This is a genomic window from Nocardia terrae, assembly GCF_009760405.1.
Lineage (GTDB): Bacteria > Actinomycetota > Actinomycetes > Mycobacteriales > Mycobacteriaceae > Nocardia > Nocardia terrae.
This window is the reverse complement of sequence record NZ_WRPP01000001.1, coordinates 746,558-758,853: the sequence shown is the minus strand read 5'-3', so window position 1 is coordinate 758,853 and position 12,296 is coordinate 746,558. Positions and strand designations below refer to the sequence as shown.

Below are 12,296 nucleotides of genomic sequence, written 5' to 3'. Positions count from 1 at the left end.
GAGCGCCATTGCCGCCGATGTCTTCGAATTACTGCTGTTGTTGCTGAGTCCGCGTGGACGAGGGCTCACGCGACTGGTCCCGCTCCGGCGCGATCTCCAGTTCGCCGACCAATTCCGGTCCGGCCAACTCCCGTTGCGCGACAGAGGTTCTCGGGGACAGCACCCAGGTGTCCTTGCTGCCGCCGCCCTGGCTGGAATTCACCACCAGCGAGTTCGCGGGCAGTGCCACCCGGGTCAAACCGCCGGGCAGCACCCAGATGTCGTCGCCGTCATTGACCGCGAACGGCCTCAGGTCCACATGTCGCGGAGCCAGCCTGCCGTCTATTTTGCTCGGGACCGTGGACAATTGCACTACCGGTTGCGCGATCCAGCCGCGCGGGTTGGCCCGCACCTTGCGGCGGGTGGACTCCAACTCCCGGGCACTGGCCGCCGGGCCGATCACGATGCCGTACCCGCCCGAACCCTCCACGGGCTTGACCACCAGTTCGGCCACCCGGTCGAGCACCTCGTCGCGTTCGGCCGGTTCCCAGCAGCGATACGAATCCACGTTGGGCAGTACGGGTTTCTCGCCCAGGTAGTACTCGATGAAGGCGGGCACATAGGTGTAGATGAGCTTGTCGTCGCCGACGCCGTTGCCGACCGCGTTGGCCAGCACCACCGTGCCCGCGCGGGCGGCGTTCAGGATCCCGGCCACCCCGAGCATCGAATCCGGCCGGAACTGCATGGGATCGAGGAAGGTGTCGTCGATGCGCCGGTAGATGACGTCGACCTGCCGCTCCCCCGCGGTGGTGCGCATGTAGACGACATTGTCGCGGCAGAACAGGTCCCGGCCCTCGACCAGCTCCACACCCATCTGCCGGGCCAGCAGCGAATGCTCGAAGTAGGCGGAGTTGTACACGCCGGGGGTGAGCACCACCACGGTCGGGTCGGCCTCGTTGGGCGCGGCGGCGGCGCGCAGGGCGCGCAGGAGATGGGTCGGATAGTCGCCGACGGCCCGCACCCGGTGCGAGGCGAACAGGTCGGGGAACACGCGGGCCATGGTGCGGCGGTTCTCCATGACGTAGGACACACCCGAGGGCGAGCGCAGATTGTCTTCCAGCACACGGAAATCCCCGTGCTCGTCGCGCACCAGATCGATGCCGGCCACGTGGATGCGGACGCCGTTGGGCGGCACCAGGCCGGTGGCCTCGCGGTGGAAGTGGTCGCAGGAGGTGACCAATCGCTTCGGGATCACCCGATCGCGCAGGATGGTCTGCTCGCCGTAGACGTCGGCGAGGAAAGCCTCGAGCGCGCGGACGCGTTGCTTGATGCCGCGCTCGAGCTTGCTCCACTCGCTGGCCGCGATCACCCGGGGCACGAGGTCCAGGGGAAAGGGCCGCTCCTGCCCGGAGAGTGAAAAGGTGATGCCTTGATCCACGAAGGCCCGGTCCAGCGCCTCGGCGCGGGCGGCCAGATCTTCGGCGTCGATAGTGGCGAGTGCGTTGAATATGCCCCGGTAGGGCGCTCGCGGGCGGCCCGCGGCATCGAACATCTCGTCGTAGGCCAGGTCGTAGCGCCCAGGCTGATACCCGGCGAAGACACCTGTTTTATCCGGTTTCGGGTGCGCGTTTCCGGCAGGGTCGGGTGCGTGGCGGGCTGCGGCGGAGGATCTGTCTGTCTTCGAAAGACCCGGTGCGGGCGCGGCGGGGGTCATGGGAAAATGGTCCATCACGCAGGGGCAACACGCAGTTGGACCGCGATAAATTTCTGGTTTCAGCCATGTAGCGGACAGGGCCGATTTCATACCTGCGCGCGTTGCCTGGTAGCCTCGACGGTCGGTGCTGCAACTGCCCCTCTCGTAGTGCGCGCCCCGAGAACTTTGCATCCCGCATACACACCAAACGAAGGAACACGAGGAAACCGGCGTGGCCAACATCAAGTCCCAGATGAAGCGGATCCGCACCAACGAGCTTGCGCGCCAGCGTAACCAGTCGGTGAAGTCCTCGCTGCGCACCTCGATCCGCAAGTTCCGCGAGGCCGCCGCGGCGGGCGAGAAGGACAAGGCGCTCGAGCTGATGCAGTCCGCGAGCAAGAGCCTGGACAAGGCCGCCTCGAAGGGCGTCATCCACGCCAACCAGGCCGCCAACAAGAAGTCGGCCCTGTCGCTGGCTTTCAACAAGCTCGGCTGATCATCCCGGTAGACATACCGGAAGCAATGCTTTTACACAGCCGCCGTGGCCACGATGACCACGGCGGCTTTTGTCGTGCCCAGAGAACTGCGGACTTGCGCGAGCGCACGGTTGGCAGCAGGATGGCCGCGAAAACGTCGGGGGCTATTGGAAACCGTACTGGGAGAGTTCTCTTGGCATCGCTGCGTCGTGACAACCGTTCGTCCTGGACCCGGGGCACGCTGGCTCTCAGCGTGGCCGCGCTCGGGCTGACCGCTGGAATGGGTGTCGCGACCGCGCGGCCCATCGGACCCTTCGATGTAGGTGGGGCCATCGAGGTGGAGTACGACGCGGCGGGTGGGCCGGGCTTCTTCGGCGATCCCACCACGCCCGAGAGCGACGCCGCGGGCGGCGGCAAGAAGCAGGACTTCACCAACAACCTCTCCATCTACTGGACCCCGGCCACCGACGCGCACGCCATCGGCGGTGCGATCCGCGACAAGTGGCGCGGGACCGGGTCGGAGTCGGGCACGTTGAAGTACCCGGTCACCGATGCGGGACAGACCTCCAAGCCCGGCCAGTTCCAGCACTTCCAGGGCGGATCGATCTACTGGTCGGTCGGCTCGGGCACGCACGTGATCAGCGGCGTGATCCGCGACAAGTACTCCTCGGTCGGCTGGGAGTCGAGCCCGCTGGGCTTCCCCATCGCCGACGAGAACAAGACCGGCAGCACCACCACCCACGAGCAGCTGTTCGAGGGTGGGGCCATCTACTCCACCCAGAAGACGGGCACCCACATCGTGTGGGGCGCGATCCGCGACGACTGGGTGCGCAATGGCGCGGAGAACGGCCGCTACGGCTACCCGACCGGCGACGAGTACGACTACCAGGGCGGCAAGGCCCAGGACTTCCAGGGCGGCAAGATCGTCTGGAAGCCTTCGGACCAGTAGCCCCCGCTAAGAAGCACTCTCGCGCAGCTCCAGAATGCGCGAGAGTGCGTGCTCGAGAGCGTAATTGGCGTCCGCCGCCTGACCCTTGACGTCGGCGTTGAGCGACGCCACCACCTGCAGGGCCGCCCCGATGGACGCGCCGTTCCAGCCGCGCGCCTGCCCCTGCGCCTTCTTCACCTTCCACGGCGGCATGCCCAGATCACCGGCCATCTTGAACGGGTCGCCGCGCCCGGCCGAGCCGACGCGGGCGATGGTGTGCACCGAATCGGCCAGCGCGTCGGCCAGCAGCACCGCCGGGACGCCGCGATCGATGGCCCAGCGCATGGCCTCCATGGCCGCGGGCCGATCCCCCGACACGGCCAGGTCGGCCACATCGAAGCCGGTCACCTCGGCCTTGCCCGAGTAGTACTGCCGGACCGCCGCGAGATCGACCTTGCCGCCGGTGTCGGCCGCCAGCTGTGACGTGGCGGCGGCCAATTCCCGCAGGTCCGAACCGATGGCCTCGATCATGGCCTGCACGACGTCCGCGGAGACCTTGACGCCCGCGGCCCGGAATTCGTTGCGCACGAACTCGACCCGCTCTCCCGCCTTGGTCAGTTTCGCGCAGTCGTGCACCACCGCGCCCAGCTTCTGCAGCGCCGGAGCCAGCGCCTTCGCGCGCCCGCCGCCGGTGTGCAGGACCACGAGCACCACGCCCTCGGGCGGGGACGACGCGGCGTCCTGGATCACCGAGACGGCGTCCTTGCCCGCCTCGGCGGCGGATTCCAGCACGATCACCCGATCCTCGGCGAACAGCGAAGGGCTCAGCAGCTCCGCCAGTTCCGCGGTGCTCGCGTCACCGGCGCGCAGCCGGTCCACCGGCAGCGCGTCCGGATCCGGCGTGGTGGCGCGGGCTTGCGCGGTGATCGCCGAGACGGCCCGCTCGATCAGCAGTTCCTCTTCACCGAGCACGAGATGCAGGGGCGCGGGTCGCTGGTTCACGCCGTCGATCCTACGAGTCCGGCCCGACAACCTCTGCTTCCGCACCCGATCAACGCTCATGAACGAATGTCTTACACATACGTCTTGCACATTTGTACAAGATTGATCTAAAGTCGGTTCAGCACCACGGATCACGGATCGGAGCCCACCATGAACGCCACTCGCCACTCCTTCGCCATCGCCGGACGCACCCTGTCCTACCTGGACTTCGGCGGCACCGGCCGCACCCTGGTCGCGCTGCACGGGCACATGTCCGACGGCGCGAGCTTCGCCGACCTGGCGTCGAACCTGACCCCCGGCCGGCGCTTGATCGCCCTCGACCAGCGCGGCCACGGCCACTCGGACCGCGCCGACGAGTACAGCCGCGAGGGCTACCTCGCCGACCTTCTCGCCCTGCTCGACCACCTCGGCCTGGATCGCGCTGTGCTGCTGGGTCATTCGCTCGGCGGCATCAACGCCTACCAGTTCGCCGCCCGCCACCCCGAGCGCGTCGACGCCATCATCGACGTCGATGGCGCGGTGTCCCTCGGCCTCGACGGCCACAACCCCCTGGGCTTCGTCGCCACCCTCCCCTACGAGGCCCCTGCCCGCGACGAGCTGGTTGCCGCCATGGGCCCGATGGCCGCCCACTTCGCTCCCCTGATCCGCGAACGCGCCGACGGCTCCTGGAGCCTGCCCTTCCACCCCCTCGACATCGTCGAGTCCGAGGACAAGGTGCACGGCGACCACTGGGCCGACTGGCTCGCGAGCACCTGCCCGGCCCTGCTGATCCGCGGCGCCCACGGCGCGATCCCGCGCGAGCAGGCCGAATCCATGGTCGCGCGCCGCCCCGGCACCACCCTGGTCGAACTCGACACCGACCACTTCGTCTACGCCAACGACCCCGCCGGTTTCGCCAAGGCCGTCAACGAGTTCCTGAATTCCCTCTGACCGTCAGCTCCGGCCGCCGGCGGCGGCCACCGCCAGGATCTCCAGAACGGGTTCGGCCCCGACCTTTCGGAACAACGCGGGCGCGGCGGGCGGCTCACCCGAGTTCCGCATGGCGTCCAGCGCCGCCCGATCCCGCCACAGGGTCTGGATCCGCCATCGCCCGCCACCGTTCAGCAACTCGGTGCGCACCAGCCCGTCGGGAAAGCCGCCCCGCAGCAACTCCGTGAACCCGGCCACCAGCTCATCCTCGCGCTCGGCCGCGACAATCGCGCTGACCTCGGTCAATACCGTTCCGTCCATCATCATCGCCTCCGTTATCGCAGGCTACGCCCGGCAAACCGGCAGCGGACCGATCTGAACCGAGATGTCATGGTTCCGTCCCGATCGCCGGTGTCGGCGTCGGCCGGGGCCGCAGGGCCACCAGCACCAGGCCGCAGATCACCGCGGTGATCAAGCCGGAGCGGACCCCGCTGGGCAGCGACATCGAGGCGCCCAGGGCGGCTGCCCGGTCCGAGACGGTCAGCAGCCACCACAGCGGCGGTGCGGTGCAGTGCAGGACCAGGGTCGCGAGCGGGGACCAGACACAGGCGAGGAGTGCCCCGATCGCGCCGAGGATGGTGATGGGAGCGATGACCGGCTCCACCACCATGTTCACCGCGATGGCCACCAGACTCAGATGGCCGGAGATCGCGATGACCAACGGGGTGGTGACCACGAAGGCCGCGGCGGCCACGGCGAACGAGTCGGCCGGAATGCGCCACCAGCCATGGGCGCGAAGCCAATCCGACCAGGCCGGAGACAAGACGATCAGTCCCGCGGTGGCCAGCACCGACAGCGCGAAACCGATATCCACGGCGAGGCCCGGCGACCAGGCCAGCAATCCGATGACCGCGGCGCACAGGGCCGGTAGCGCCTGTTTCCTGCGGCCCGTGCACAGCGCCAGCAGTGCGATCGCGCCCATGACCGCGGCCCGTAGGACGCTCGGGGACGGCCGGGCCAGGATCACGAATATCACCAGTGCGACGCCCGCCGCGAGCGCGCCGACCCGGGGGTCGACCGTGAGAGCCCGCATCGAAACCAGTACCGCGCCGAGCAGAATCGTCACATTCGCGCCGCTCACCGCGGTGAGGTGGGTGAGGTCGGTTTCGCGGAAGTTCTCCTGGACATGGTCGGTCAGCGCGGAGGTGTCGCCGATCACCAAGCCGGGCAACAAACCTGCGGCATCCTCGGACAGCGCGCGGTGGGCGGAGGCTGCGAAGTCACCGCGCACCCGCCCGGCGATCCGCTGCCACCAGGGCGGATCACCCACCGCCACCGGGACCGCGTCGGCGCGCAACACCGCCACCGTGAGATCCGACCGCCACGGACGGCCCACGCGCGCACGGAATTCCACCCGCTGTCCGGGCATCAAGGTTCCCCAGCCCGCCGCCGGGGCGACCACGGCCACCGCACCACCGGCCCGAACGATCCGCCCACCCAACCGATATTCGACCAGCGTGGCCCGCACCATCACCTTCGGCCCGCCGAACGCCCGGACCGACACCCGCTTCGGATCATCGGTCAGTTCCACCACCGCGACCACCCGCTGCCCCGCCCGCACAACCTGCAACGGATGCCCCTGCACCCGATACGCATGCCACGCCCCCGCCACCCCGAACCCACCCCCGATCACCAAGGCCCCCACCACCACCCAGGCCACCCCCCACCGCCGCCCGGCCCTCGCCCGCCGAACACCCCACGCCACCACACACATCCCCGCCACCAGACACCCGGCCCCGATCCCAACCCCGACCCGCCATCCGCCCACCAGCGCCACAACCATTGCACCCCAACAACACACGGCCGCGGGCACCAACCGCGCATCCAGCACCTCCGGAATCGCAACCGCCCCGCGATCCCCACTCCGGACCTCGCCATCCGACTCGCCGGTCATCGCGACCACCCACGTCCGCCATCGCACCCTGCGCCCCAGCAACACGCGGTCACGGTCACCGACCGCGCCACCAGCCTTCGGCGAATCCTCTCGCCGCGCGCCGCACCGCACCCGCGCCGCCTGGGATCCAGCGCTTCAGGAACCTCCCGTCCACACGAATTCGGCTGTGCCGATGTGGCTTTCCCGGTGGTCATACCGTCACCCGGTCGCGGAGGCGGTTGAGGCGGGAGTGGCCTATGCCCTGGATTTCGGTGAGTTGGTCGATGGAGGTGAAGCGGCCGTGGCGGGAGCGCCAGGTGAGGATGGCTTTGGCGGTGGTGGGGCCGATGCCGGGGAGGGTGTCGAGGTCGGCCTCGGTGGCGGTGTTGAGGTTGATCTTCGGGGGCGGGCCGGTGGGGCGGGGCGAGCCGGAGGTGAGGGGTGAATCGGGTTGGGGGTGGGCGGAATTCATGATTGTGGTGCCGACCTGTTGGGTGGTGGGGCGAGGCGTGGCGCGGGCGACGATGATCTGGTCGCCGTCGGCGAGGGGCTGGGCGAGGTTGAGGGTGGACAGGTCGGCTTCGGGGCGTGGGGTGGCGGCGCGCAGGGCGTCGGCGACCCGGGCGCCGAGGGGGAAGCGGCGCAGACCGCCGTGTTCTACGACGCCGATGACGCTGACCACGAGTTCGCCAGGGGCGGACGCGCTGACCGGCGCGGGGGTTGCCGTGGGAGCGAGCGGGTTTCGGCCGGGTTGCGCGGCGGCGCTCGGTGCGGGCGGCGCGGTGGCGACGGGAGCCGCGCTGCCGCCGTCGCCCGGCGAACCGTCCGGTTCGGCCGGGGCGATCTCGCTGAGTGAGGCGATGGGCGGGACCGGTTGGGTCACCGGCCTTTCGCGCAGGGAGATGTAGCCGGCGAGCAGGATGGCGAGCAGGCCGACGGCGGCGATCACAAGGACGCCGCGCGGGCCGGGATCCCAGCGGGTGCCGCGGAAGCGTTCCGGGACGAGGCGTTCGTGCCACAGCGAGACGCTGCCGCAGGGCTCGGAAAGCCATGCGGGCGTGGCGGCTATGCGCTCATCCGGCTCGACGAGTGGCCGCTCCGATCCGGTGGGGTGGTCAAGGGATTCCTCGTCCCAGCGGCCGGGGTGGGTGCCGGTGAGACGTTGCAGTGGGCTGCGTTCGTCGAGTCGTGGCATGTGGCTCACGGTAGAAGCGGTGAGCGTCGTGGCCGACGGGCCGAGCTGGGCTTTCAGCGCGGCTGTGGATAGCGATTCATGTTGTGGACAAGCGCGTTTCCGCTGGCTGCCGGCGTGTGGAGATGGCCCCGCTAGCCGCAGCCGCCCGGAACCACCAGTGCGCCAACCGCTCCCATGCCCAGGTGTACGCCCAGCGTGGGACCGAACTCGGCGATGATCACCTCGCGGATGCCGGGGATCAGGTCGCGGAGTTGCCCGGCGATGGTGGTGGCGGCCTCTTCGGCGGCGAGATGCTGGACGGCGATGGTCGCGCCGTCCTCACCGGCCGCGTCCACCGCTGCCGCGACGAGTTTGGTGAAGGCTTTGGAGCGGGTGCGGGCCTTCTCCCGCAGTTCCAGGCGTCCGTCCACGATCTGCAGGATGGGCTTGGTGACCAGTTCGGAGCCGAAAAAGGCCGCGGCGCTGCTCAATCGGCCGCCGCGGCGGAGCTGTTCGGTGCGGTTGACCACGATGAAGGCGCGTCCCCGGCTGGCCGCGGCCACCGCGGAGTCGTACACGACGTCGAGCGGCTCGCCCGCCTTGGCCCGGCGGGCCGCGGCGAGCACCGGCAGCCCGGTCCCCAGCCCGGCGCTGAGCGAATCGACCAGCCTGATGCGGTCGGAGGCGTCCATGTCGCGCACGGCTTGTCGCCCGGCCTCCCAGGTGCCCGACAGCTGGCGCGAAATGTGCACGGCGACAACACCGTCGCCGCCGGAGAGCTCGTAGGCTCGTTCGTAGACCGCCCGCAGGTCACCCGGTGAGGCGGCCGAGGTGGTGACCTGGGAGGAGCCGTAGTCGATGTCGCATTCGTCGATCCCCTCCCGGATCTCGCGATCGTCGACCAGCACGTGCAGCGGCACGGCCAATACCTCGAGATCAGCCGTGAGGTCGGCCGGGAGACTGGCCGACGAATCGGTCACCACCACCACGGTCATGCAGTGTGAGCCCTGTCCGACGTCGCCTCGGTCAACACCTTCACCATGGCCCGCGCGACCGCGCTGTGGCCTTCCCAGCCCCAGTGGATCCCGTCCGGATTCGCGGGCCCGTTGAACACGTTGTCGCGCACGGCTTCCCCGAGATCCACCAGCGGCACCGAATGCTCCGCGGCCCAGGCCGTCACGGCCTCGACCATCGGCTCGCGCCCGCTGTGCACCTTGGCGTACGCCTCGCACTGGTGCACCGACGGCAGCACCGCCACGAACGGCAGCTCGGGACGCAACTGCGCCAGCGAGTTCCGCGACTGCTCCAGGTAGTCCACGCTCACCGCGGGCGGCAGCGCCACCGGCCACCCCAGCGGGGACAGCTTGGGCTGCAGCCAGGTGTAGGCATCGCGCACCCGCCGGCGCACTGCGGCCGGTCGCACGTAGCGGATCAGCTCGCGCAGCGCGGTCGGCAGCGGCGAGGGCAGCGAGTCCATGCCGGCGGTCGCGAACACCACCGCGCCCGCGCGCGGCACGGCCGCCCAGATGCGCGGATCACCGATCAGCGCCCAGTAGGCGTCGCGGCAGGTCCAGCCGATGCGCGCCACCAGCTCCACGTCCCAGTCGAGTTCGGCGGCAACGAGATTGGGCCAGATCAGCGGATGGTCGGCGGGCAGCCCGCCCTTGGGCCCGAAGTAGGACAGCGAGTCCGCGACCACCACCAGCACCTTGCGCGGCGACGACGCGGTGTCGTCGGCCGCGGCGGCGTCCGGCGCGCCTCGGTCGTTCGAATCCTCAGAGGACATCAGGGGCTACCTTCGCGAGCGCGTTCCACACATCCAGCCGCCAGCCGGGCTGCTCGATGCTCGGACCGTGGCTGGTCAGCTGCACCCAGCTGGTGTTGGCCAGCCCGCCCAGGGCCGGCCAGTTCGATTCGGGCAGCTCGAGCAGGGCCGCAGTCAGCGCCGCGATCAGCCCGCCGTGCGCAACCAGGATGATGGTACGGCCGGGCCAGTCCGCCCGCTCGGCGAGCAGTTCCGTCACGACGGGCAGCGCCCGCGCGCCGACCTCGAGCTTGGATTCGCCGCTGGGCGGAGTGAAGGTCGGGTCCAGCCGCCACGCCTTGCGGGCACCCGGGTAGAGCGCGTCCACCTCACGGTGGTCCATGCCCTCCCAGTCGCCGAGATTGGTCTCGCGCAGCCGGGTGTCGGTGACCACCGGCATCCCCGCGCACTCGGCCACGGCGAGCGCGGTGTCATGGGCGCGCCTGAGATCGGAGGAAACGATGTGGATCAGATCGTTGCACGCCATCTCTGGCGCGCAGTCCTTGGCCTGGCGGCGGCCGACCTCGCTGAGTTCGGTGTCGATCTGGCCCTGCATGCGGTCGGTGGCATTCCATTCGGTTTGCCCGTGCCGCAGCAGAATCAACCGGCGGACGCCGGCCATCTTGCTCACTACTCGTCCCCGCCCTTGTCTTCCCCTGCGTTGTCCTGCGCTGTCCGCGGATCGCCCAGGCCCTCGATCGGCACCTGCGGGCAGTCCTTCCACAGGCGCTCGAGGCCGTAGAAGTCGCGCTCGTCCTCGTGCTGGACGTGGACCACGATCTCGACGTAGTCGAGCAGTGCCCAGCGGCCCTCGCGGGTGCCCTCGCGGCGCACCGGCTTGTATCCGGCGTCGCGCAGCTTGTCCTCGATATTGTCGACGATCGCGTTGACCTGGCGCTCGTTGGGCGCGGACGCGATGACGAAGCAGTCGGTGATCACCAGCTGCTCGGAGACATCGAGCACGACCACGTCGGCGGCCAGTTTCTCGTCGGCGGCCAATGCGGCCACCGTCGCCATCTTGACCGCTTCTGCCGATGCTGCCACCCTGCTACCTCTTCCTGCGCACTCTCTTACGATGCACTGTCTTGCGGCACGTACAGGTGCCGTTTCGATATGTATTGGACGACCCCGTCCGGGACGAGGTACCAGACCGGCCGGCCCTCCCCCGCCCGTCGCCGGCATTCGCTCGACGAGATGGCCAAGGCCGGGATTTCCACCATCGTGACCGTGCCCTCCGGATAGTCGCGGAGGAAATCGGCCAGATGGTCGATATTCAATTCGTACCCCGGACGGGTCACGCCGACGAATTTCGCCAGCTCGAACAGTTCCGACCAATCCTGCCACGTGAGGATGCTGGCCAGCGCGTCCGCTCCGGTGATGAAGTACAGATCCGCGTCGGGGTGCTGCTCGGCCAGGTCGCGCAGGGTGTCGACGGTGTAGGTCTCCTTGCCGCGATCCACGTCCACCCGGCTCACCGTGAACCGCGGATTGGAGGCGGTGGCGATGACCGTCATCAGATACCGGTCCTCGGCCGCGCTGACCGCGCGATCACCCTTCTGCCAGGGCTGACCGGTCGGTACGAAGATCACTTCGTCCAGATCGAACCGGTTCGCGACCTCACTGGCCGCGACCAGGTGCCCATGGTGGATGGGGTCGAAGGTGCCGCCCATCACGCCCAGCTTGCGGCGACCGTTCATATGCACGAAACGCAAGCTTACCGGCGGCTATTGGATCGTCCGCGCACCGGCGGGGCGGTCGGTCGGTGGCAGGCCGCGGCACACGCCGTCGATGACGCGCCGTGAATCCTCGCCCGGGTAGGCCAGGCAGCCCGACATGAGCGCTTTCACATCGGCGTATGTGATCTCGGAGCGGATCGCTCCGGCCCGCTGCGCCGCGGCGAGCAGCTCGCGCAGTCGTCCCGAAACATCGCACCGGGCGGCCACCGCGGCGGCGTCGATATCGAATCCGGCCCCGGCCAGCGCCTCGGCCGGCCCGCGATGGGTCGCGCCCGCGCCCACGAGCTCGGCGAACAACGTGAGGAAGGCCGTGCCCGAATCCTGTTCCGCCGCGAGGGTGTCGGCACAGCCGGTGAGTTCGCGTCCGGCGGCGACCATTTCGCGCTCGACGGACGACCCACCGCTGCGCGCCTCCGGAGCACCCACCCGCATCGACCCGCTGCCCACCGACCCGGCGGTCCGTCGCGGTCTGTGGACGGTCTTCGAGCAACTCACCGGGACGGCGGCCTTGCCCGAGGGCTCGGGCACGCGGTGAACAGGCACGGCCCGGAGCGGACAAAATGATCCTGTGCCACAGACGTTCTGCGGTTCCGCCACGCTGCCCGGCCACCGCTGGCGCATCGAGCCCCGGCGATACCACCCAGCACATCCCATAGCGGCGG

Annotated in this window: 14 protein-coding genes; 3 read left to right on the top strand and 11 right to left on the bottom strand. The window is 69.5% G+C overall.

Going from position 1 to position 12,296, the window contains the following annotated elements; translation table 11 throughout:
• Window positions 1-28 precede the first annotated feature (28 nt).
• Entirely contained in the window at window positions 29-1,693 is a 1,665-nt protein-coding gene (locus tag GPX89_RS03405) for a circularly permuted type 2 ATP-grasp protein (RefSeq protein WP_157354990.1), read from the bottom strand.
• Window positions 1,694-1,904: 211 nt separating this feature from the next.
• On the opposite strand from GPX89_RS03405, the gene rpsT reads away from it, so the two are divergent.
• On the top strand, window positions 1,905-2,168 hold the full coding sequence (rpsT, locus tag GPX89_RS03400) for a 30S ribosomal protein S20 (protein ID WP_328601461.1): 264 nt from the start codon (window positions 1,905-1,907) through the stop codon (window positions 2,166-2,168).
• Between the two features lie 173 nt (window positions 2,169-2,341).
• Window positions 2,342-3,097, top strand: a complete 756-nt coding sequence (locus GPX89_RS03395; RefSeq protein ID WP_235946645.1) for an LGFP repeat-containing protein — start codon at window positions 2,342-2,344, stop codon at window positions 3,095-3,097.
• A 6-nt stretch (window positions 3,098-3,103) separates the two neighbouring features.
• Here the strand turns inward: GPX89_RS03395 and holA are convergent, their stop codons facing one another.
• Window positions 3,104-4,078, bottom strand: coding sequence for a DNA polymerase III subunit delta (holA, locus tag GPX89_RS03390; RefSeq protein ID WP_328601460.1), 975 nt, complete (start codon window positions 4,076-4,078; stop codon window positions 3,104-3,106).
• A gap of 150 nt (window positions 4,079-4,228) precedes the next feature.
• On the opposite strand from holA, the gene GPX89_RS03385 reads away from it, so the two are divergent.
• Window positions 4,229-5,008: an alpha/beta fold hydrolase gene (locus GPX89_RS03385; RefSeq protein WP_157354988.1), complete on the top strand. Its 780-nt coding sequence runs from the start codon at window positions 4,229-4,231 to the stop codon at window positions 5,006-5,008.
• A 3-nt stretch (window positions 5,009-5,011) separates the two neighbouring features.
• Here GPX89_RS03385 and GPX89_RS03380 read toward each other — a convergent pair whose 3' ends face one another.
• The 9 genes from GPX89_RS03380 to GPX89_RS03340 form a co-directional block, all read right to left on the bottom strand.
• Window positions 5,012-5,311 (bottom strand): antibiotic biosynthesis monooxygenase family protein, encoded by a 300-nt coding sequence (locus tag GPX89_RS03380; protein ID WP_198347246.1) that lies wholly within the window; start codon window positions 5,309-5,311, stop codon window positions 5,012-5,014.
• 64 nt (window positions 5,312-5,375) lie between these two features.
• Entirely contained in the window at window positions 5,376-6,761 is a 1,386-nt protein-coding gene (locus tag GPX89_RS03375) for a ComEC/Rec2 family competence protein (RefSeq protein ID WP_407939354.1), read from the bottom strand.
• A 370-nt stretch (window positions 6,762-7,131) separates the two neighbouring features.
• On the bottom strand, window positions 7,132-8,115 hold the full coding sequence (locus tag GPX89_RS03370; protein ID WP_157354986.1) for a ComEA family DNA-binding protein: 984 nt from the start codon (window positions 8,113-8,115) through the stop codon (window positions 7,132-7,134).
• 131 nt (window positions 8,116-8,246) lie between these two features.
• Window positions 8,247-9,089, bottom strand: a complete 843-nt coding sequence (locus tag GPX89_RS03365; protein ID WP_157354985.1) for a DegV family protein — start codon at window positions 9,087-9,089, stop codon at window positions 8,247-8,249.
• A complete protein-coding gene (gene octT / locus GPX89_RS03360; RefSeq protein WP_235946644.1) occupies window positions 9,086-9,880 on the bottom strand; it encodes a diglucosylglycerate octanoyltransferase in 795 nt (264 codons plus the stop codon). Before octT ends, GPX89_RS03365 begins: the two co-directional genes overlap by 4 nt.
• Complete coding sequence (locus GPX89_RS03355; RefSeq protein WP_157386976.1) at window positions 9,870-10,520, bottom strand: histidine phosphatase family protein; 651 nt, start codon at window positions 10,518-10,520, stop codon at window positions 9,870-9,872. Before GPX89_RS03355 ends, octT begins: the two co-directional genes overlap by 11 nt.
• Before the next feature lie 8 nt (window positions 10,521-10,528).
• Window positions 10,529-10,942 (bottom strand): ribosome silencing factor, encoded by a 414-nt coding sequence (gene rsfS / locus GPX89_RS03350; protein ID WP_328601459.1) that lies wholly within the window; start codon window positions 10,940-10,942, stop codon window positions 10,529-10,531.
• A gap of 26 nt (window positions 10,943-10,968) precedes the next feature.
• Window positions 10,969-11,595, bottom strand: a complete 627-nt coding sequence (gene nadD / locus GPX89_RS03345; RefSeq protein WP_157386974.1) for a nicotinate-nucleotide adenylyltransferase — start codon at window positions 11,593-11,595, stop codon at window positions 10,969-10,971.
• A 27-nt stretch (window positions 11,596-11,622) separates the two neighbouring features.
• On the bottom strand, window positions 11,623-12,177 hold the full coding sequence (locus tag GPX89_RS03340) for an SbtR family transcriptional regulator (RefSeq protein WP_157354984.1): 555 nt from the start codon (window positions 12,175-12,177) through the stop codon (window positions 11,623-11,625).
• Window positions 12,178-12,296 lie beyond the last annotated feature (119 nt).